Annotated in this window: 17 protein-coding genes; 9 read left to right on the forward strand and 8 right to left on the reverse strand. The window is 70.4% G+C overall.

All coding sequences use genetic code 11. The annotated features are described in order from the left end of the window. Positions 1–35 precede the first annotated feature (35 nt). Entirely contained in the window at positions 36–698 is a 663-nt protein-coding gene (locus ABH920_RS07390) for an SET domain-containing protein (protein WP_370348108.1), read from the forward strand. On the opposite strand, the gene ppdK is transcribed toward ABH920_RS07390, so the two are convergent. After that, a complete protein-coding gene (gene ppdK / locus ABH920_RS07395) occupies positions 608–3,346 on the reverse strand; it encodes a pyruvate, phosphate dikinase (RefSeq protein WP_370348109.1) in 2,739 nt (912 codons plus the stop codon). The two genes, ABH920_RS07390 and ppdK, sit on opposite strands and share 91 nt — an antisense overlap. Before the next feature lie 320 nt (positions 3,347–3,666). On the opposite strand from ppdK, the gene ABH920_RS07400 reads away from it, so the two are divergent. Next, positions 3,667–4,218, forward strand: coding sequence for a YceI family protein (locus tag ABH920_RS07400; RefSeq protein WP_370348110.1), 552 nt, complete (start codon positions 3,667–3,669; stop codon positions 4,216–4,218). A 104-nt stretch (positions 4,219–4,322) separates the two neighbouring features. Here the strand turns inward: ABH920_RS07400 and dusB are convergent, their stop codons facing one another. After that, positions 4,323–5,462 carry a tRNA dihydrouridine synthase DusB gene (dusB, locus tag ABH920_RS07405; RefSeq protein WP_370348111.1) on the reverse strand — a complete coding sequence of 380 codons (1,140 nt, stop codon included), beginning with the start codon at positions 5,460–5,462 and terminating at the stop codon, positions 4,323–4,325. Between the two features lie 165 nt (positions 5,463–5,627). On the opposite strand from dusB, the gene ABH920_RS07410 reads away from it, so the two are divergent. Next, positions 5,628–6,395: a hypothetical protein gene (locus ABH920_RS07410; protein WP_370348112.1), complete on the forward strand. Its 768-nt coding sequence runs from the start codon at positions 5,628–5,630 to the stop codon at positions 6,393–6,395. 78 nt (positions 6,396–6,473) lie between these two features. On the opposite strand, the gene ABH920_RS07415 is transcribed toward ABH920_RS07410, so the two are convergent. Beyond that, entirely contained in the window at positions 6,474–7,856 is a 1,383-nt protein-coding gene (locus ABH920_RS07415; RefSeq protein WP_370348113.1) for a glycine--tRNA ligase, read from the reverse strand. Between the two features lie 311 nt (positions 7,857–8,167). Here ABH920_RS07415 and ABH920_RS07420 point away from each other — a divergent pair, with 311 nt between their 5' ends. From ABH920_RS07420 to ABH920_RS07435, 4 genes are all read left to right on the forward strand, one after another. Continuing rightward, positions 8,168–9,115 (forward strand): metal ABC transporter substrate-binding protein, encoded by a 948-nt coding sequence (locus ABH920_RS07420; protein ID WP_370348114.1) that lies wholly within the window; start codon positions 8,168–8,170, stop codon positions 9,113–9,115. A 116-nt stretch (positions 9,116–9,231) separates the two neighbouring features. Continuing rightward, a complete protein-coding gene (locus ABH920_RS07425; protein WP_370348115.1) occupies positions 9,232–10,095 on the forward strand; it encodes a metal ABC transporter ATP-binding protein in 864 nt (287 codons plus the stop codon). Between the two features lie 205 nt (positions 10,096–10,300). Next, on the forward strand, positions 10,301–11,206 hold the full coding sequence (locus tag ABH920_RS07430; protein WP_370348116.1) for a metal ABC transporter permease: 906 nt from the start codon (positions 10,301–10,303) through the stop codon (positions 11,204–11,206). A 112-nt stretch (positions 11,207–11,318) separates the two neighbouring features. Further along, positions 11,319–11,759, forward strand: coding sequence for a Fur family transcriptional regulator (locus ABH920_RS07435; RefSeq protein WP_323748192.1), 441 nt, complete (start codon positions 11,319–11,321; stop codon positions 11,757–11,759). Positions 11,760–11,913: 154 nt separating this feature from the next. Here ABH920_RS07435 and ABH920_RS07440 read toward each other — a convergent pair whose 3' ends face one another. From ABH920_RS07440 to leuA, 4 genes are all read right to left on the reverse strand, one after another. Beyond that, positions 11,914–12,807, reverse strand: coding sequence for an isoprenyl transferase (locus ABH920_RS07440; RefSeq protein ID WP_370348552.1), 894 nt, complete (start codon positions 12,805–12,807; stop codon positions 11,914–11,916). 50 nt (positions 12,808–12,857) lie between these two features. Next, positions 12,858–13,589, reverse strand: coding sequence for a DNA repair protein RecO (gene recO, locus ABH920_RS07445; protein ID WP_370348117.1), 732 nt, complete (start codon positions 13,587–13,589; stop codon positions 12,858–12,860). An 85-nt stretch (positions 13,590–13,674) separates the two neighbouring features. Beyond that, complete coding sequence (locus ABH920_RS07450; RefSeq protein WP_370348118.1) at positions 13,675–15,237, reverse strand: zinc-ribbon domain-containing protein; 1,563 nt, start codon at positions 15,235–15,237, stop codon at positions 13,675–13,677. Positions 15,238–15,330: 93 nt separating this feature from the next. Next, positions 15,331–17,064 carry a 2-isopropylmalate synthase gene (gene leuA / locus ABH920_RS07455; RefSeq protein WP_370348119.1) on the reverse strand — a complete coding sequence of 578 codons (1,734 nt, stop codon included), beginning with the start codon at positions 17,062–17,064 and terminating at the stop codon, positions 15,331–15,333. 329 nt (positions 17,065–17,393) lie between these two features. Between leuA and ABH920_RS07460 the strand changes: the two genes are divergently transcribed. Both ABH920_RS07460 and ABH920_RS07465 read left to right on the forward strand, forming a co-directional pair. Next, positions 17,394–18,461 (forward strand): M4 family metallopeptidase, encoded by a 1,068-nt coding sequence (locus tag ABH920_RS07460; RefSeq protein ID WP_370348120.1) that lies wholly within the window; start codon positions 17,394–17,396, stop codon positions 18,459–18,461. Positions 18,462–18,562: 101 nt separating this feature from the next. Next, on the forward strand, positions 18,563–19,558 hold the full coding sequence (locus ABH920_RS07465) for a GNAT family N-acetyltransferase (protein ID WP_370348121.1): 996 nt from the start codon (positions 18,563–18,565) through the stop codon (positions 19,556–19,558). Positions 19,559–19,644: 86 nt separating this feature from the next. On the opposite strand, the gene era is transcribed toward ABH920_RS07465, so the two are convergent. Next, the gene (era, locus tag ABH920_RS07470; protein ID WP_370348122.1) at positions 19,645–20,772 is read right to left on the reverse strand and encodes a GTPase Era; all 1,128 of its coding nucleotides are present in this window, start codon (positions 20,770–20,772) and stop codon (positions 19,645–19,647) included. Positions 20,773–20,777 lie beyond the last annotated feature (5 nt).

Genomic DNA, 20,777 nt, shown 5'->3' on the forward strand with positions numbered 1-20,777 from the left:
GGCTACGCGGGAGGACCGACAAGTACCGTGTCGGCATGACCGACACGGACTGCTGGCTGCACCCCGATGCGGAAGTACGCGAGTCGGAGATCGAGGGGCGCGGCCTGTTCGCACAGGCGGCGATCGCGCGCGGGACCGTCGTGTCCCGGCTCGGCGGGCGCCTGGTGACGGAGGCGGAGCTGCGGGAGATCTTCCGCACCGCGGACACGTACGTCGACACGATCGCGGTGACCGAGGACCGCCACCTGGTCCTCCCGCCGCGCCGGCCCAACGGCTACGGGAACCACAGCTGCGACCCGAACCTGTGGTGGCACGACGCGTACACGCTCGTCGCGCGCCGCGACATCGCGGCCGACGAGGAGCTGACGAACGACTATGGGACGTCGTCGGGGCTGCCGGACTTCCGGATGGACTGCCGGTGCGGCGCGGGGCTCTGCCGCGGCGTGATCACCGGGGATGACTGGCGGCGGCCCGAGTTGCGGGAGCGGTATGGGGAGCACTGGGTGCCGGTGCTGCTTGAGCGGATCAATGACAACAGGCCGGATGCCCTCGCGGACACCCGGCCTGTTCGTACTCACCTCACCGCGAACCAATCACCACGGACCGATCAGCGCGAATCGCTCCCCGCCGACTCGATCGCCGCCCGAGCCGCCTCCAGGCGGGCCACCGGCACCCGGAACGGCGAGCAGGAGACGTAGTCCAGCCCCACCTCGTGGAAGAAGTGCACCGAGTCCGGGTCGCCGCCGTGCTCGCCGCAGACGCCGAGCTTCAGCTCCGGCCGGGTCTTGCGGCCCTCCTCGGCAGCGATCTGGACCAGCCTGCCGACGCCCTCGCGGTCCAGGGTCTCGAACGGGGAGACGCCGAAGATGCCGCGGTCCAGGTACGCCGAGAAGAACGCACCCTCCACGTCGTCGCGGGAGAAGCCCCACGTGGTCTGCGTCAGGTCGTTCGTGCCGAAGGAGAAGAACTGCGCGGCCTCGGCGATCTGGCCGGCGGTCAGGGCCGCGCGCGGGAGCTCGATCATGGTGCCGATCAGGGAGCGGACGTCGGCGCCGGTGCGTTCCTTGACCTCGTCCAGGACCTGCTGGGCCTCGTCGCGGACGATCTCCAGCTCCTGGACCGCGCCGACCAGCGGGACCATGATCTCCACGCGCGCCACGCCACCGGCCTTGGCGACCTGCGCGGCGGCCTCGGCGATGGCGCGGACCTGCATCATGAACAGGCCGGGGATGACCAGGCCCAGGCGCACGCCGCGCAGGCCCAGCATCGGGTTGGCCTCGTGCGTCTTGTGCACGGCCTGCAGCAGGCGCAGGTCGTTCTCGTTCTCCTCGCCCTTGGCCTCGGCCACCGCCACCCGGACCGACAGCTCGGTGATGTCCGGCAGGAACTCGTGCAGCGGCGGGTCGAGCAGGCGCACCGTCACCGGCAGGCCGCCCATGGCGGTGAAGATGGCGACGAAGTCGTCGCGCTGCATCGGCAGCAGCTCGGCCAGCGCGGCCTCGCGCTCGTCGTCGTCCTCGGCCAGGATCAGGCGCTCGATCAGCGCGCGCCGCTCGCCCAGGAACATGTGCTCGGTACGGCACAGGCCGATGCCCTGCGCGCCGAAGCGGCGGGCGCGGGCGGCGTCCTCGGGGGTGTCGGCGTTGGCCCGGACGTAGAGCCGGCGGCGCTCGTCGGACCAGGTCATGATCCGGTGCACAGCCTTGACCAGGTCGTCGGCCTTCGGGGAGTCGGCGCCGAGCCGGCCCTCGAAGTACTCCACGACCGGGGAGGCGACGACCGGGACCTCGCCGAGGTAGACGGCGCCGGAGGTGCCGTCCACGGACACGACGTCGCCCTCCTCGACCACCACGCCGTTCGGCGCGGTCATCCGGCGGCGCTTGGTGTCCACGTCCAGCGACTCCGCGCCGCACACGCAGGTCTTGCCCATGCCGCGGGCGACGACGGCGGCATGCGAGGTCTTGCCGCCGCGCGAGGTGAGGATGCCCTGCGCCGCGATCATGCCGTTAAGGTCGTCGGGGTTGGTCTCGCGGCGGATCAGGATGACCTTCTCCCCCGAGCGCGACCACTTCACCGCGGTGTAGGAGTCGAACACGGCCTTGCCGGAGGCGGCGCCGGGCGAGGCGTTCATGCCCTTGGCGATCATCTCGGCTTTGCGAATTGTTTTCCCTTGTGTCACAGCGTCGTCGAAGCGCGGGAACATCAGCTGCGCCAGCTGCGCGCCGGTGACCCGGTCCACGGCCTCGTCCGGGCCGATCAGGCCCTCGTCGACGAGCTGCACGGCGATCCGGAACGCGGCGCCGGCGGTGCGCTTGCCGACCCGGGTCTGGAGCATCCACAGCTTGCCGCGCTCGATGGTGAACTCGATGTCGCACAGGTCGCGGTAGTGGTGCTCGAGCTTCGCCATGATGTCGGTGAGCTCGGCGTAGCTGGCGGCGTCGATGTTCTCCAGGTCCTGCAGCGGCACGGTGTTGCGGATGCCGGCCACGACGTCCTCGCCCTGCGCGTTCTGCAGGTAGTCGCCGTAGACGCCGGTCTGGCCGGAGGCGGGGTCGCGGGTGAAGGCCACGCCGGTGCCGGAGTCCATGCCGAGGTTGCCGAAGACCATCGAGCAGATGTTGACCGCGGTGCCCAGGTCGTTGGGGATGCGCTCCTGGCGGCGGTAGAGCTTGGCGCGCTCGCCGTTCCAGGACTCGAAAACGGCGCGGATCGCCAGGTCCATCTGCTCGCGGGGGTCCTGCGGGAAGGTGCGGCCGGCCTCCTTCTCGACGATCGTCTTGAAGGACTCGACCAGGCCGCGCAGGTCCTCGGCGGTGAGGTCGAGGTCGTTGTGCGTGCCCTTGGCCTTCTTGACGTCCTCCAGGGCCTCGTCGAAGTGTTCGCCGTCGACGCCGAGGACGGTCTTGCCGAACATCTGGATGAGCCGCCGGTAGGAGTCCCAGGCGAAGCGGTCCGACTTTCCGTCGGAGTCGGCGCCGTCGGCCTGGGCGGCCAGCCCCAGCACCGACTCGTCGTTCAGTCCGATGTTCAGGACCGTGTCCATCATCCCGGGCATGGAGAACTTGGCGCCGGAGCGTACCGACACCAGCAGCGGTCCGTCGGCCTGCCCCAGCTTCTTGCCCATCTTCGCCTCGAGCGCGTCGAGGTACTGGGACACCTGCTCCCGGAGCTCCGGTGGCTCCTGGCCGTGCTCCAGGTAAACGCGGCAGGCGTCGGTGGTGATCGTGAAGCCGGGAGGGACCGGCAGCCCGAGGTTGGTCATCTCGGCGAGGTTCGCACCCTTGCCGCCGAGGAGGTCCTTGAGGTCCTTGTTGCCTTCGGTGAAGTCGTACACGAACTTCGGCACGCAGATACTCCCTGACTGATCTGTGTGGCACACACCGCGGCGACGGCGGGACGGACTGAGGGGGTGTCCCGCCGCATGCCCTGACGCTGCGGAGCGTAGCGCGTCGGCCGGGCGTGTTCGCCAGGGCTATACCCGGATTCAAGCGTTTCGTTCCTGTGAGTCGCCTCACCCGGACCGCGCACGTCACCCGTGCGGACGCCACGGGGAACCGCCGGGAATGAAAGTGCAGCAGGGTGTGCTGTGGGGGGCGATAGGTTAGTTGAAGCCTCAACCATGATCGCTCGGCGCGGACCCGCCCGAGCCCACCAGGAGGAAGAGTTATGAGCACGGATTACGCGTCCCTGACCGGCGATTACACCTTTGACGTCGCGCACAGCACGGTCGGTTTCATCGCCCGGCACGCGATGGTCACCAAGGTGCGCGGGGGCTTCAACGAGTTCGAGGGCCAGATCCACATCGACGGCGCCAACCCCGAGAAGAGCAGCGTCGAGGCCACGGTGAAGGTCGCCAGCGTCGACACCCGCAACGAGCAGCGCAACGGCCACCTGCTGTCCGGCGACTTCTTCGAGCAGGACAAGTTCCCGGAGATGACGTTCAAGTCCACCGGCGTCACCGTCAAGGGCGAGGACACCTTCGTCCTGCACGGCGACCTGACGGTCAAGGACGTCACCAAGCCGGTCGAGTTCGACGTGGAGTTCCTCGGCACCACGGTGGACCCCTACGGCAACACGCGCGTCGGCTTCGAGGCCAAGACCACCGTGAGCCGCAAGGACTTCGGCATGACCTGGAACGCCGCGCTGGAGACCGGCGGCGTGCTGGTCAGCGACAAGATCCAGCTGGAGCTGGAGATCTCGGCGATCAAGAACAGCTGAACCACCTGGTCGCCGAGGAGCGCCGGGACCGCCTGGAGGGTCCCGGCGCTCTTTTGTGTTTTCTGGCTTGTCCTGTCGGCGACGGGACGGGTCGGCGAGCGGTGTCAGCCGCCCGAGTCCTCCATCTCGGCGCCGGCCGGCACCGTGTCGTCGTCCCGGTCGTCGAGCCAGCCGTACGGCAGCGTGACCTTGCCCGGAGAGTTGGTCCGCCCCCGCGGCTTGCCGAGCGTGTCCGTCGGGAACGGCGTGGCCGGGTCCAGCTGCGCGAAGAAGCCGTCGAGCTCGGCCAGCGAGGACGCCATCGCCAGGCCCCGGCGCACGTCGCCGCCGACCGGGAAGCCCTTGAGGTACCAGGCGACGTGCTTGCGGAAGTCCACGACGCCCTCGCGCTCGGTGCCGAGCCAGGAGGCGAGCAGTTCGGCGTGCCGGCGCATGGTGGCCATGACCTCGCCGAGGTCGGGCAGCTTGCGCTCGCTGCGGCCCTCGAACGCTGCCGCGAGATCCCCGAACAACCACGGCCGCCCAAGGCAGCCCCGCCCGACCACCACGCCGTCGGCGCCGGTCTGGCTCATCATGCGCAGCGCGTCGTCGGCCTCCCAGATGTCGCCGTTGCCCAGGACCGGGACCTCCAGCTCGTCCTTCAGCGCCTTGATCGCGGTCCAGTCGGCCTCGCCGCTGTAGCGCTGGGCGGCGGTGCGGCCGTGCAGCGCGACCCAGGCCGCGCCGGCGTCCTGGGCGATGCGGCCGGCCTCCAGGAAGGTGTGGTGCTCGTCGTCGATGCCGATGCGCATCTTGACCGTGACCGGGATGCCGGCGGGGGCTGCGGCCTGGACCGCGGCCTCGACGATCTGGCCGAACAGCCGGCGCTTGTAGGGCAGGGCCGCGCCGCCGCCCTTGCGGGTGACGCGCGGAACCGGACATCCGAAGTTCATGTCCACGTGGTCGGCCAGGTCCTCGGCGGCGATCATCTCGACCGCCTTGCGGACTGTGACCGGATCCACTCCGTACAGCTGGAGGCTGCGCGGCTTCTCGTCGCTTGCGAAGCTCACCATCCGCAAGGTCTTCTCGTTCCGCTCCACCAGGGCGCGGGTCATGACCATCTCACAGACGTAGATCCCGGCCCCGTGCTCGCGGCAGAGCTGGCGAAACGCCACGTTGGTGATGCCGGCCATCGGCGCGAGCACCACGGGCGGCGCAACGGGCAGGGAGCCCAGAGTGAGGTTCTGTTTGTCTGGGGAAGTCACCGTTCCAGGATCGCATAGCACGGCGGAGCACCCGTTCGGATATTCCAGTCGGCCTTCGGACAACCGGCCCGTTAGTCTGAACGTCATAAGGAAAGAGTTAAGAAACCGGCGGGGGGACCGCTGGAACAGCAGAACAGCGGGTGGGCGAGAGTGAGTGGAGAAGTGGTGAGAGCCAACCGCACCGACGGCAGCGGTGCGGAAGCGACCGGCCCGCGGGGGCGGGGGCCGGAGCGCGGGCGCGACAAACTGGCGACCGGCCTGCTGGCCGGCGCACTGGGGGTCTTCATGGCGGTCGGGATCTCGGCGTGCAACACGAACCCGCACGCCGCGGACGTGCCGCCGCCGTCGACCGAGAACCAGCCGGCGGCCAACGGCCAGACGCCGAACACCGAGTCGAGTTCGCATCACAAGGCGCCGCCGAAGCCGGGCATACAGCTGCCGAACACGATCAACGTGTTCTACGCGACCACCCCGGCGTTCCAGGACCTGACGCACCACATCGTGCTGTGGAACGCGACCCAGGCGTACAAGGCCGGCTACGTGGCGGCCTACCAGCCGGCCGAGGCCGGCACCCCGGACCTGAAGCGCTACTGGACCGGCACCGGCTACCAGCAGGCGCACGCCTGGGCGCAGAACTGGATCGACCACAAGCAGCAGCCGGTGGGCTTCGCGGTGCTGTCCAAGGTGGTGGTGGAGAACCTCACCCCCGAGCAGGCCACCGTCGGCTTCTGCCAGGACCTGTCCGGCGTGGTGCGCGGCAACGTGCTGACCCACACCCCGGGCAAGGAGCTGCAGCCGAAGAACTCGCTCGGCGACCGGGTGGAGTACAGCATGGTGCCGACCGGGGTGAAGGGGCAGTGGCAGGTGAACGGGGAGTCGATCGCGCACGCGTCGGCGCTGTGCCCGCCGCCTTCGGAGAAGCACCACCACTGAGCTCATCCGGCGCCGGACGCGCTGAAGGGGTGGGCCCCGCGGGGCCCACCCCTTCAGCGTTCGAACAGGCTTCGAGCCTCAGGCCCCGATGAGCCGGGCCGCGAGGTAGCCCTCGACCTGGTCCAGGGCGACCCGCTGCTGCTCCATCGAGTCCCGCTCGCGCACGGTCACGGCCTGGTCTTCGAGGGTGTCGAAGTCCACCGTGATGCAGAACGGCGTGCCGATCTCGTCCTGGCGGCGGTAGCGGCGGCCGATGGCCCCGGCGTCGTCGAACTCGACGTTCCAGTTCTTCCGCAGCAGCTGCGCCAGGTCGCGGGCCTTGGGCGAGAGGTCCGCGTTGCGGGACAGCGGCAGGACCGCGGCCTTGACCGGGGACAGGCGCTTGTCCAGGCGCAGGACCTTGCGGACCTCCATCTGGCCCTTGGCGTTCGGGGCCTCGTCCTCGGCGTAGGCGTCGAGCAGGAACGCGAGCATGCCGCGGTTCACACCGGCCGCCGGCTCGACCACGAACGGCGTCCAGCGCTCGCCGGTCTCCTGCTCCAGCTGGGAGAAGTCCTCGCCGGAGTGCTTGGCGTGCGTGGACAGGTCGAAGTCGGTGCGGTTGGCGACGCCCTCGAGCTCGGAGAACTCCTGGCCGCCGAAGTTGAACCGGTACTCGATGTCGACGGTGCGCTTGGAGTAGTGCGACAGCTTCTCGGTCGGGTGCTCGAAGAACCGCAGGTTCTCAGGACGCAGACCCAGGTCGGTCCACCAGTTGTAGCGCTCGTTGAGCCAGTACTCGAACCACTCCTCGTCCTCGCCGGGCTTGACGAAGAACTCCATCTCCATCTGCTCGAACTCGCGGGTCCGGAAGATGAAGTTGCCCGGCGTGATCTCGTTGCGGAAGGACTTGCCGATCTGGCCGATGCCGAACGGCGGCTTCTTGCGGGAGGCGTCGCGGACCGTCTTGTAGGACACGAAGATGCCCTGCGCGGTCTCCGGACGCAGGTAGGCCAGGCCCGCCTCGTCCATGGTGACGCCCAGGTGGGTCTGGAGCATCAGGTTGAACACCTTGGGCTCGGTGAACGTGCCCTTGTTGCCGCAGTTCGGGCAGTTGATGTCGGCCAGCCCGCGCTCGGGGGCCCGGTTGTGCTTGGCCTCGTAGGCCTCGATGAGGTGGTCCTCGCGGAAGCGCTTGTGACAGGACTGGCACTCGGTCAGCGGGTCCGTGAACTCCTTGACGTGGCCCGAGGCCTCCCACACCTCGCGGGCCAGGATGACCGAGGAGTCCAGGCCGACGACGTCCTCCCGGCCGGTGACCATGGCCTTCCACCACTGGCGCTTGATGTTCTCCTTCAGCTCCACGCCGAGCGGCCCGTAGTCATAGGCGGCACGCGTACCGCCGTAGATCTCGCTGGAGGGGAAGACGAAGCCTCGGCTCTTCGCGAGCCGGACGATGGTCTCGATCTTGTCGGCGGCCACAGTCGCTCTCTTTCGTGTTGCCACCGCATCCACGGTGGCGAAGCCCGGCCGGATGCCGGGTTTCGGATGATGGCCCAGCTTAGCGGGTCCGCGGGGGTGATTCTGAATGGTTTCCGGCGCAGGTCGCGGTGGGGGTATCGGGGGGTGGGGCACGCGTCGGCGGATGGCGCGCGGCGGATGGTTCGGCGCGTGGCCGGGGGCGATCCGGGTCGATCGGGATCTATCGGCGCCGAGGGCGGCCCGGGCTGCCGCGACCCGTGTGCTGATCGTGAGAATTGACAATCATTTTCATTTTCAGCGACCATGATCCCATGCCGTTCCGCACCGCCGGGTCCCGCCGCCTGCGGCGCCCGGCTGCCGCCGTGTCGGCTCTGGCGACGGTGCTCGTGATGGCGCTCGTGCTCAGCGGATGTGTGAAGCAGTCGGACCGGTCCTCCGGAGACACCGGCCGGCTGGACGTCGTGGCCGGCTTCTACCCCTTCGCGTACCTCGCCGAGCAGATCGGCGGCGGGCACGTGAGCGTGCGGAACCTCACCAGGCCCGGGGCCGAGCCGCACGACCTGGAGCTGACCCCGTCGCAGGTCGGCGCGGTGAGCAAGGCGGACCTGGCGATCTACGAGAAGGGGCTGCAACCGGCCGTGGACTCCGCGATCGCGCAGAACAAGCCCAAGGCGGCCCTGGACACCGCGACTGTGGTGCGCCTGGAGAACCACGGCGACCTCGGCGAGGGCAACGCGCACAGCGCCGACCCGCACGTCTGGCTGGACCCGGTCGACTTCGCGAAGATCGCCGACGCGGTCTCGGCGAAGCTCCAGCAGATCGACCCGGCCCACGCCGCCGACTACCAGGCGAACCAAGCCGCGCTGGACGGCCGGCTGGCGGCCCTGGACGCCGACTACCGCGCGGGGCTGGCGCACTGCGTGCGCAAGGACGTCGTCACCAGCCACGCCGCCTTCGGCTACCTCGCCGAGCGCTACGGCCTGGTCCAGGTGCCGATCGCGGGGCTGTCGCCGGACGACGAGCCGAGCGCGGCCCACCTCGCGAAGATCCAGCACCTGATCAAGACTGAGGGCGTGACCACGGTCTTCTTCGAGACCCTGGCCAGCCCCAAGACCGCGCGGACGCTGGCGGCGGACACCGGGACCAAGGCCGCGGTGCTCGACCCGATCGAGGGCGTCAAGGACCCCTCGACGCAGGACTACTTCTCGATCATGCGCGACAACCTGGCGGCGCTGCGCACGGCGCTGGGGTGCTCGTGATGGCGCGGCGCCGGGCTTGGGCCCGGACTTCGGCTTGGGCGCCGGGCGGGAGTGGCGCTCGCGACGGCAGTCGCGGTCGGGCTCGCGGACGCGGGCGCGGGCGCGCCACGGCGGCGGTGTCGGCGACGACGGTCGCGGTCAGCGCACCGGACGAAACCCCGGCGCCGGTGGTGGCCGCGCACGCGGTGACCGTCTCGCTCGGCGGCCGCCGGATCCTGCACGGCGTGGACCTGGAGGTACCCGGCGGCCAGACGGTCGCGCTGCTGGGGGCGAACGGCTCGGGCAAGTCCACCCTGGTCAAGACCATCGTCGGCCTGTACCCGGTGGACGGCGGCCGCGTCGACCTGTTCGGCACCCCGCTGCCGGAGTTCAAAGCGTGGCAGCGGGTCGGCTACGTACCGCAGCGCACCACGGCCGCGGCCGGCGTCCCGGCGACGGTCGGCGAGGTGGTGGCCTCCGGCCTGCTCAGCCCGCGCGGCTGGGTGAACCGCCGCACCCGCGGCGACCGCGGCGCCATCCGTGAAGCCCTGGCCACGGTCGGCATGCTGGAACGGATCGGCGACCCGGTGGCCTCCCTGTCCGGCGGCCAGCAGCAGCGGGTGCTGATCGCCCGCGCCCTGGCCCGCCGCCCCGACCTGCTGATCATGGACGAGCCGATGGCCGGCGTGGACCTGGTGAGCCAGCAGGCCTTCGCCGACACCCTGGCCGACCTGTCCTCGCACGGCACCACGATCCTGCTGGTCCTGCACGAACTGGGCCCCCTGGCGCCGCTCATCGACCGCACGGTGGTCCTGCGCGCCGGCACCGTCCGCTACGACGGCGCGCCGATCGAGCACGGCGAGCCCGACCCGGCCCACGGCCAACCCGGCCACGAACACGTGCACCCGCATGCCGCACCCGACGAGGTGCCGGGGACGCCGGAGTGCCCGCCGGGGCACGCTCCGGTGGAGGCGCTGACGCGGAGGGAGGGCGCCGAGTGATTACGCTCACTGGTGGGCGGTATGCCGCCGCGCTCACGACAACAGCGCAGCCCACAAACACGACGCCGCTGCCGACCGCACCGCACATCGCGCTGCCGACCTCGCGATCCTCCGCGCGCCGCACCGAATCAATGTCCGCATCAATGTCCGCGCCGTCGACCATCACAACAGTTCCCACCCGCCCCACCCCGAAGGCAGGCCCCGCATGCTGAGCGACACCATCTTCAGCCTGCCCTTCATGCAGCGCGCCTTCCTCGCCGCCTTCGCCATCGGCCTGGCCGCGCCGGCCATCGGCACGTACCTGGTGCAGCGGCGGCTCGCGCTCATGGGCGACGGGCTCGGGCACGTCGCGCTCACCGGTGTCGGGTTGGGCCTGGTCACCAACACCTCGCCGGTGTGGGGGGCGGTGCTGGTGGCGGTGGCCGGGGCGGCGGCCGTGGAGCTCATCCGGGAGCGGGCCAAGGCCAGCGGGGATGTGGCGCTGGCGATGCTCTTCTATGGCGGGCTGGCCGGCGGGTCGATGTTGATCTCGGTGTCCGGCGGGAACGCGAACCTGAACTCGTACTTGTTCGGGTCGATCCTGTCCACGTCGGTCGGGGATGTGTGGGCGATCGCGGCGCTGGCCGTCGGGGTGCTGCTGGTAACACTCGGGCTGCGCCGTGCGTTGTTCGCTGTGTGCCAGGACGAGGAGTTCGCGCGGGTGGCGGGCTTGCCGGTGCGGGCGCTGAACCTGCTGCTGGCCGTGACCACCGCGGTGACGGTGACCGTGGGCATGCGCGTGGTCGGGGTGCTCATGGTCAGTGCGCTGATGGTGGTGCCGGTGGCGGCCGCGCAGCAGCTGACGCGGGCTTTCGCCGCCACGATGGGGGCGGCCATGGTGGTCGGGGTCGGGGCCGCGTTCTCCGGCGTCACCATGTCGTACTACGCGGACACGCCGCCCGGCGCGTCGATCGTGCTCATCGCGATAGCGGTGTTCCTGGCCGCCAGCGTGGGCGCCGGCCTGGTGCGGCGCAGCCGGGGACGCGGCGGGGCGCGGGCCCGGCCGCGGGCGCCGGGCGCCGACCCCGCGACCGAACAAGAGGTCGGAACCGTCCCGAGCCTGCCACAATGACATCGGGCCGGACATCCGGCGCCCCGCGAACCGCACGAACCGCACATGCCGCACCAGCCGCACCACCGCCGAGACCGCGTCGATCCGCACGCCAACCGCTAGGAGAAGGACAGTGAGTACCGCAGACACCTCCGGCGACCACCACGGCGACAGCGGCCGGGGCCTGCCCGCCCAGGGCCGCTCCACCCGCCAGCGGTCGGCGGTCGCGGCGCTGCTGGACGAGGTCGACGACTTCCGCAGCGCCCAGGACCTGCACGACCTGCTCAAGCAGCGCGGCGAGTCGGTCGGCCTGACCACGGTCTACCGCGCCCTGCAGTCCCTGGCCGACGCCGGCGAGGTGGACGTGCTGCGCACCGGCGACCGCGAGGTGATCTACCGGCGCTGCTCGACCCCGCGGCACCACCACCACCTGGTGTGCCGGGAGTGCGGCAAGACCGTCGAGGTCGAGGGCCCGGCCGTGGTGGAGAGCTGGGCCGCGCGGGTGGCCGCCGAGCACGGCTACTCCGACGTGTCGCACACGCTGGAGATCTTCGGGACCTGCGGAGACCACTGAGCACGCCGCGTTGAGCATGCCGCGTGCTCACGTCGCACGAGCACGCCGCCTCAGCACGTCCCGTCCTCGGCCGGGCACCGCACGGTATTTTGGGAACGCACGAGGGCGCGCCGCGGTCGTCGCATGATCGCGGAGCGCCCTTGTGTCTGTCGCGCTATGCGACCGCGTCGGGGTCCCCGTACTCGGCCTCGTTGTACTCGTACTCCGGCTCCGTCTCCGCGGCGAACTGCTCCTCGTTCGTGATCGCACCGCCATAGCGCCGGTCACGTCCGACGAAGGACTCGCACGCGCGCCACAGGTTGGTGCGGTCGAAGTCCGGCCAGAGGGTGTTGTCGAAGACGAACTCCGCATAGGCCGACTCCCACATAAGGAAGTTGGACGTACGGTGCTCTCCAGAGGAGCGGATGAACAAGTCCACGTCCGGCATATCCGGCTCGTAGAGGTAGCGCGTGACCGTCTTCTCGTTGATCTTCGCGGGATCGAGCCGGCCCGACTTGATGTCCCGGCCCATGGCGGCCATGGCGTCGGCGATCTCCCAGCGGCCGCCGTAGTTGACGCACATGGTGAGGGTCAGGAGCTTGTTGTCCTTAGTGCGCTCCTCAGCCCACTCCAGCTCGTCGATGACGGACTTCCAGAGCCGGGGGCGGCGGCCGGCCCAGCGGATGCGGACGCCGAGTTCGTCCATCTCTCCGATGCGGCGGCGGATGGTGTCGCGGTTGAAGCCCATGAGGAAGCGCACCTCCTCTGGAGAGCGCTTCCAGTTCTCTGTAGAGAACGCATAGGCGGAGATGTGCGTAATACCGCCGAGCTGCACAGCGCCCTCGACGACGTCGAACAGCGACGCCTCGCCGACCTTGTGGCCCTCTATGCGCGACAGGCCGCGCTCCTTGGCCCAGCGGCCGTTGCCGTCCATCACCAGGGCCACGTGCCGGGGCACCAGGTCCAGCGGGAGGTCCGGCGGCAGCTTGCCGTCCTTGTGCGGGAAGGGGTCCCGGTTGACGCCCGGCTGCCGCTTGGCGAGGCGCTCTTCCAGGATCCGTCGGGTCAGTCTCACCGCTCCACCTATCTCGTCTTACGTCTTACGTCGCGTGCTCATGCTCACCGCTCCACCAGCCGCAGGGACCGCAGGCCGCGCTCCAGGTGCCACTGCAGGTAGGCGGCGACCAGGCCGCTGCCCTCCCGCCGGTGCTTGTCGGCGCTGGCGTCGGCGGCCCCCCAGTCCCCCGCGAGCAACGCCCCCAGCAGGGCGAGTGTCTCACGGGCCGGCGCCACCGACCCCGACGGCTTGCAGTCCGAGCACACCACCCCGCCGGCCGGCAGGTTGAAGAACCGGTGCGACCCCGGGTCCCCGCAGCGTGCGCAGTCCTCGAAGGACGGCGCGTAGCCGGCGATGGCCAGGGAGCGCAGCAGGAACGCGTCCAGGACCAGCCCGGCGGCGTGCTCGCCCGAGGCCAGCGTACGCAACCCGCCGACGAGCAGGAGGTACTGCTGCACGGCGGGCACATCATCTTCACTCAACCGCTCGGCGGCCTCCAGCATCGCCTGCCCCGCGGTGTAGGCGGGGTAGTCGGAGACCAGCGTGCCGCCGTACGCCGCCAGCGTCTCGGCCTGCGTGACCAGGTGCAGGTCGCGGCCCTGCTTCTCGAAGATCTGGACGTCGACGAACGTGAACGGCTCCAGCCGCGACCCGAACTTCGACGAGGTCCGCCGCACCCCCTTGGCCACGGCCCGGACCCGCCCGCGATCCCGGGTGAGGAACGTGATGATGCGGTCGGCCTCCCCGAGGTTCCGGGTGCGCAGGACGACGCCTTCATCACGGTGCAGGGGCATTGTCCAAGTGTAGGCGCGGCCACGCACATCGAGGGCCCGCGAGAGGCGAACTGCAACCTCCCGCGGGCCCTGTTGCTGCGGATCGCTAAGGCTGCCGCGGCGGCTGGTACTGCCAGCCGGCCGGACCCTCGTCGGGCCGGGTGACGTGCGTCGGCTCCTCGGCCGGATCGGCGGGCTCGGCCGGCTTCGGCTGCGCGACCTGCGACAGCGGAATGGCCATGGTCTCCATCCCGGACGAGGTGTCGACCAGCGTGGCCGGCGGGGCCGGAATGGTCCCGCGCGCAGAGGCGGGGTCCAGCAGCGTGGGCGGCGGCGCCGGGATGGTCCGCTGCTGCGGCGGGACCGGGATGAGCACGGTCTCCATGCCGGACGGCGGCGGCGGGGCGTCCTGCGCGGCGGTGCCCCAATCCGGAGCCTGCGGCGGGACGGCGGGCTGGGGGCCGGTGGGCGGAGCCGGCTGAGGCGCCTGAACCAGCATGGTCTCCATACCGGAACTGGCAGCCGGAACCTGCGGAGGCACGGCAGGCTGCGCGCCGGTGCCCCAAACCGGAGCCTGCGGGGACACGGCGGTCTGCGCGCCGGTGGGCGGAGCGGGCTGGGGCGCCTGAACCAGCATGGTCTCCATGCCGGAACTGGCAGGCGGAACCGCGTCCTGCGCGCCGGTGCCCCAGGCCGGGGCAGGCTGCGCGCCAGTGGCCGGTGCAGGCTGAGGCGCCTGAACCAGCATGGTCTCCATGCCGGAACTGGCAGGCGGAGTCTGCGGGGTTACTGCGGGCTGCGCACCAGTGGCCGGAGCGGGCTGGGGCGCCTGAATGAGCATGGTCTCCATGCCGGAGCCACCAGCCGGAACCGCATCCTGTGCGCCGGTCGACGAGCCGGGCTTCGGAGCCGGAATCAGCATCGTCTCCATGCCCGCACTACCCGCAGCCGGTGCCTGCGCTCCAGTACCGGCACCAGAGCCCCAAGCCGGAGCCTGCGCCGGGGCCTGCCCCGTGCCCCAAGCCGGAGCCTGCGCCTGGCCGCCAGCCCCCGGCGCACCCGCCACCGCCGCCGGGGCGACCGCGCCGACGATCCCGGCGACGTGCGCCTGGCTCATCCCGAGTCCGGCGCCGACGGTGTCGATCACCGCGCGCTCGGCGGGCTGCACCGGGCCGTCGGCGGCGGCCACCCGGGTCGCGCCGGTGACCAGGGCCTCGCGGCCGGCGTCGGGGAGTTGGCCGGCCAGGCCGGCGAGCAGCTGCGCCAGGTCGGCCGGGACCACCTGCATGTCCTGGGCCAGGACCGCCTCGGTGTAGCCGATCGCGCCGGCGTTGGCGATCTCCTGGACCGCCGTCGCGCGGGCCGCCGGGTGGTCCCAGCCGCCGCGGCGCAGGACGTTGACCATCACCGCTCGGACCGTGTTCTGCAGCAGGTCGGTGAACTGGGCCGCGGTGGGGCGGGAGAGCACGGTGTCGCGGAAGTCGTTCTTGCAGTAGGTACAGCGGATGAACTCGCCGACGGTCTTCAGCGGGATCAGGGGGATGAAGAACAGCGTGAAGAAACGCTGGGCTTTGCGACGTTCGTAGTTGCGGTCCGCACCACAGGTCGGGCAGGAGAACACTCCGCTGCCGATGACCCGGAAGACGGTTTTCCAGCCCCAGATGATCATTGGTACTAGTCCCCTCCGTTCCGCGCGTTACGGAACAGAGGGAATCCTTCCACAACCACCCCGGTCGTTGGATAGGCCGGGTCAGGGGAAACGTCAGCGGAAAGCGCGGTTCACCGCGGAGATGATCGCCTTCAGCGACGCCGTCACGATGTTGGCGTCGATCCCCACGCCCCACAGCACCCGGCTGCCGATCGCGCACTCCACGTACGACGCCGCCTTCGCGTCCTCGCCGGAGGTCAGCGCGTGCTCCACGTAGTCCAGCACCCGCACGTCGATCCCGACGCCGGACAGCAGGTTCGTGAACGCGTCGATCGGCCCGTTGCCGACGCCGTCCAGCTGCGTGGTGTCGCCGTCGACCGCCAGGTCCACGGTGAGCTGGTCCTTCTCCTCGATCGCCGAGGACGCGTGGTGTCCCAGCAGCCGGATCCGGCCCCACGGCGCGGACGGGTTCGGCAGGTACTCGTCCACGAAGACGTTCCAGATCTCCTCCGGCGTGACCTCGCCGCCCTCGGCGTCCGTCTTCGCCTGGATCACCTGCGAGAACTCGATCTGCGCGCGCCGCGGCAGGTCCAGCTGGTGCTCGGTCTTCAGGATGTACGCCACGCCGCCCTTGCCGGACTGCGAGTTGACCCGGATCACGGCCTCGTACGAGCGGCCCACGTCCTTGGGGTCGATCGGCAGGTACGGCACGGCCCAGACGATCTCGTCCACGGTCTTGCCAGCCGCCGCGGCGTCCCGCTCCAGGTGCTCGAAGCCCTTCTTGATCGCGTCCTGGTGCGAGCCGGAGAAGGCGGTGTACACCAGGTCGCCGCCGTAGGGGTGGCGCGGGTGCACCGGCAGCTGGTTGCAGTACTCGACGGTGCGGCGCACCTCGTCGATGTCGGAGAAGTCGATCTGCGGGTCCACGCCCTGGGAGAACAGGTTCAGGCCCAGCGTCACCAGGCACACGTTGCCGGTGCGCTCGCCGTTGCCGAACAGGCAGCCCTCGATGCGGTCGGCGCCGGCCTGGTAGCCCAGCTCGGCGGCGGCCACCGCGGTGCCGCGGTCGTTGTGCGGGTGCAGCGACAGCACGATGGAGTCGCGGCGCTCCAGGTTGCGGTGCATCCACTCGATGGAGTCGGCGTAGACGTTGGGCGTGGCCATCTCGACCGTGGCCGGCAGATTGATGATCACCTTGCGGTCCGGGGTGGGCTGCCAGACCGCGGTCACCGCGTTGCAGACCTCGACGGCGTACTCCAGCTCGGTGCCGGTGTAGGACTCGGGCGAGTACTCGAAGTAGATCTCGGTGCGGGTGCCGTCGGCGCGCGCGGGCATCGCCTCGTGGAACTTCTGGCACAGCTTGGCGCCGTTCACCGCGATCTGCGTGATGCCGGCGGTGTCCTGGCCGAAGACCACCCGGCGCTGGAGCGTCGAGGTGGAGTTGTACAGGTGCACGATGGCCTGCTTGGCGCCGCGCACGGACTCGAAGGTCCGCTCGATCAGCTCCTCGCGGGCCTGGGTCAGGACCTGGATCACCACGTCGTCGGGGATCCGGTTCTCCTCGATGATCTGCCGGACGAAGTCGAAGTCCGTCTGCGAGGCGGCCGGGAAGCCGACCTCGATCTCCTTGTAGCCCATGGCGACCAGCAGCTCGAACATCTTCAGCTTGCGGGCCGGGGACATCGGGTCGATCAGCGCCTGGTTGCCGTCGCGCAGGTCCACGGCGCACCAGCGCGGGGCCTGGTCGACCACCTTCGTCGGCCAGCTGCGGTCGGGCAGCTCGACGGGAGCGAACGGGACGTACTTGTGGATCGGCATACCGGAGGGCTGCTGCGGCTGTACTCGCATCGTGCTCGAACTCCCTGGGTGGTCTCCAACGGATGGGGACGGCCGACGGCGGAAACACAAACTGCCGCGACGAGGGAGCCGGCCTGTGTCGGTGCTTACAGGCCCCCGTCGCGGCTGCTAAGAAGGAGCAGGCCGCACTGGCAGGAGTTGCGCATAGCGTTGCCACGTTATCCCGACCGTCTCACCGGTCGCACTCCCCGTCCGTGATCCGAGACACCAGGGCCCCTCAGCTGCGCTGCCGCACCGGGCTTCACTCGATCAGCGTAATCGCCGCCCGCAGCCCGCGCACAATCGTGACCAAGGTCACGAATCCCGCCATAGTTACCGCTATGACGAGGGCTACGACGAGGACTCCCTTCTGCGGCATCGTCCCGCCGCACCTGCTGTCCCGCCTGGCGGACTCCGACCTCCACGTGGCGGACGCGGCACGCCGCACGCTGACCGCCGACGCCCGGCACCGCCTCACCCGCAGCGCCGTCCCGTGGGTCGGCGAGCGGCACCTGGCGGCGCCGACCACCGTGGAGCGCAGCGACGACCGCTCGATCTTCGACGACCACGACACCGAGAACCTGCCCGGCTCGGAGGTGCGCGCGGAGGGCGGGCCGACGACCGGGGACCCGAGCGCCGACGAGGCCTACGACGGGCTCGGCGCGACCTTCGACTTCTATCTGAAGGTCTACAACCGGTGGTCCGTGGACGGCCAGGGGCTGCCGTTGAAGGGGACCGTCCACTACGGCGTGCAGTACGACAACGCCTTCTGGAACGGCTCGCAGATGGTGTTCGGCGACGGGGACGGCGCGGTGTTCGGCCGGTTCACCGGAGCGGTGGACGTCATCGGGCACGAGCTCACACACGGCGTGACGCAGTACACGGCGAACCTCGTCTACCGCGGGCAGTCCGGCGCGCTGAACGAGTCGGTGTCGGACTGCTTCGGTTCGATGGTCAAGCAGTATCAGCTCGGCCAGGACGCGGCGGATGCGGACTGGCTGATCGGGGCGGGGTTGTTCCTGCCCTCGGTGCAGGGGGTCGCGCTGCGGTCGATGAAGGACCCGGGGACGGCTTACGACGATCCGCATCTCGGGCAGGATCCCCAGCCGGCGGCCATGTCAGGGTACGTCGACACGACTACGGACGATGGCGGGGTGCATATCAACTCCGGGATTCCCAACCGCGCGTTCTACCTGGCGGCTACTGGGATCGGGGGTAAGTCGTGGGAGGGCGCCGGGGCGGTTTGGTACGACGTGCTGACGTCGCCCACGCTGCCGGCCGCCGCGACGTTCGCCACGTTCGGTACGGCGACCGTGCACGCTGCCGAGGCGCGCTTCGGGCGCAGGTCGGCGCAGGCGCACGCGGTGGCGGCGGCTTGGCGGGAGGTCGGGGTTTCGGTTCACAGCTGAGCGCTCGGGGCGTCGGGCTTCGGGCGTCGGGCTTCGGGCTTCGGGCTTCGGGGCGGAAAATCAATCGCTGCCAACGCGGGCCGTGCCTAGCATCGGCTGTGATGACTATCACGATCCGGGAAATCGACCTCGCCGGCGCGGACGCGATGTCCACGCTGCTTCCACTCTTCCGGGCCGCGACGGCGGTCGCCGCGCCGCGCGCGCCGGAACCCTCCGAGTCGTACCTCAGGCTGCAGATCGGCCCGCGCGCGGCCCGCCATATCGCGTGCCTGGTCGCCTATGACGGCGACCGTCCGGCCGGGTTCGCGCGGATGAACCATGGCAAGGTCGCGAACCGGGACATGGTGTACGGCGAGCTGTGGATCCCGGCCGGAGACCGTGACGAGGTGACCGGGGCGTTGGTGGAGGCGTGCCGAGACTACGCGCGCGGGCGGGATGCCACCCGGCTCGTGCTCGACACCAGCGAGCTGTCCGGCTACGACGCCGTCTGCGGTGCCGGCGGCGGCCGGGCGCTGTCCAGCGACTACCGTCGTCAGCTGGATCTCACGGCGATCGACCACCAGCAGTACGCCGCCTGGGCCGCGCCGACGGAGAAGAACTCGCACTACCGGGTCGACATCTGGCGGACCCCCACGCCGGAGCACCTGCTGGGGCCGCTGGTCGTGGCGTACGACGTCATGCGCGACGCCCCGACCGGGGAGCTCGTGATCGAGACCCCGCCACCGGATGTGGATCGGCGGCGGCAGACTGAGGCTGACGATGCGGCAGCCGGGATGCAGATGTATGTCGCTGCGGCGTTCGCCGCGGATGGCGAGAGTGGGAGTGGGAGCGAGATCGCCGGCTTCCACGAGGTGTTCGTCTATCCGGACTATCGGATGGCCGAGGTCGGCAACACCGGTGTGCCGGCGAAGTTCCGCGGGCACGGTCTGGGACTGCGGCTGAAGGCGGCGATGGCGCTGCATCTGCTGGAGTACGAGCCGCATGTGGACATGGTCTCGACGTCGAACGACGCGGACAACGCACCGATGGTGCGGGTCAATGACGCTATGGGGTACGAGGTCGCGGAGGCTTGGCAGGCCTGGCAGTTCGAGGTCTGAGAGCGCTCGTCGATCGCCGGGGATGCTCGCCGGAAGCACCGAGATGCCCGGACCGAAACGGTCCGGGCACCGGGAAAGCCTGACCCCTAGAACCCGAGCTTGGCCAGCTGCTTCGGGTCGCGCTGCCAGTCCTTGGCCACCTTCACGTGCAGGTCGAGGTACACCGGCGTGCCCAGCAGCGCCTCGATCTGGCGGCGGGCCCGGGAGCCCACCTCGCGCAGTCGCTCGCCGCCGTGGCCGATGACGATCGCCTTCTGGCTGGGGCGCTCCACGTAGAGCGTCGCGTGCACGTCCAGCAGCGGACGGTCGGCCGGGCGGTCCTCGCGCAGCGTCATCTCCTCGACCGTCACGGCCAGGGAGTGCGGCAGCTCGTCGCGCACGCCCTCCAGCGCGGCCTCGCGGACCAGCTCGCCGACCATGATCTCTTCCGGCTCGTCAGTCAGCTCGCCGCCCGGGTACAGCGGCGGGGACTCCGGGAGCTGCTTCACCAGCAGGTTCTCCAGCAGCTCGATCTGCTCGTCGCGGACGGCGGAGACCGGGATCACCTCGGCCCACTCCACGCCGACCTCGCGGCCCAGCTCGACCAGGGCCAGCAGCTGCTCGGCGATCTGCTCCTTGGAGGCCTTGTCGGTCTTGGTCAGGATGGCGATCTTCGGCGTGCGCCGGACGCCGGCCAGCTCGGTGGCGATGAACCGGTCGCCGGGGCCGAGCTTCTCGTCGGCCGGGACGCAGAACCCGATGACGTCCACCTCGGCCCAGGTGGCGCGCACCTCGTCGTTCAGGCGCGCGCCGAGCAGGGTGCGCGGCTTGTGCAGTCCGGGGGTGTCGACCAGGACCAGCTGCGCGTCCTCGCGGTGCACGATGCCGCGCACGGTGTGCCGGGTGGTCTGCGGACGCCCGGAGGTGATCGCCACCTTCGCACCGACCACCGCGTTGGTGAGCGTGGACTTGCCGGCGTTGGGGCGGCCGACGAAGCAGGCGAAGCCGGCCCGGAAGTCGTCGGGGAACTCGTAGCGCGGCGGGGAGTCGTCACGGACACCGCGGCCGTAGGCGGTCGGCGCGGGCTCGGAATCCCGGACCCGGTCGGTGGTGACGCGCTTCTCGGCGAGCTTCTGGCTGCGCTTGACGCGCTCCGCCTTCTTCTTGGCCGCCTCGGCGTTCGCCGCCTGGCGGGACCGGGATCGTCCACTCGCGCTGCTCGTCATGCAGACCATTCTCC

Source organism: Catenulispora sp. EB89 (assembly GCF_041261445.1).
Lineage (GTDB): Bacteria > Actinomycetota > Actinomycetes > Streptomycetales > Catenulisporaceae > Catenulispora.

Coding starts and splice junctions, on each gene's coding strand:
- ABH920_RS07390 (WP_370348108.1), top strand. CDS start 36: ATGACCGACACGGACTGCTGGCTGCACCCCGATGCGGAAGTACGCGAG.
- ABH920_RS07430 (WP_370348116.1), top strand. CDS start 10,301: ATGCTGAGCGACACCATCTTCAGCCTGCCCTTCATGCAGCGCGCCTTC.
- era (WP_370348122.1), bottom strand. CDS start 20,772: ATGGTCTGCATGACGAGCAGCGCGAGTGGACGATCCCGGTCCCGCCAG.
- ABH920_RS07460 (WP_370348120.1), top strand. CDS start 17,394: ATGACGAGGGCTACGACGAGGACTCCCTTCTGCGGCATCGTCCCGCCG.
- ABH920_RS07400 (WP_370348110.1), top strand. CDS start 3,667: ATGAGCACGGATTACGCGTCCCTGACCGGCGATTACACCTTTGACGTC.
- ABH920_RS07450 (WP_370348118.1), bottom strand. CDS start 15,237: ATGATCATCTGGGGCTGGAAAACCGTCTTCCGGGTCATCGGCAGCGGA.
- leuA (WP_370348119.1), bottom strand. CDS start 17,064: ATGCGAGTACAGCCGCAGCAGCCCTCCGGTATGCCGATCCACAAGTAC.
- ABH920_RS07465 (WP_370348121.1), top strand. CDS start 18,563: ATGACTATCACGATCCGGGAAATCGACCTCGCCGGCGCGGACGCGATG.
- ABH920_RS07420 (WP_370348114.1), top strand. CDS start 8,168: ATGCCGTTCCGCACCGCCGGGTCCCGCCGCCTGCGGCGCCCGGCTGCC.
- recO (WP_370348117.1), bottom strand. CDS start 13,589: ATGCCCCTGCACCGTGATGAAGGCGTCGTCCTGCGCACCCGGAACCTC.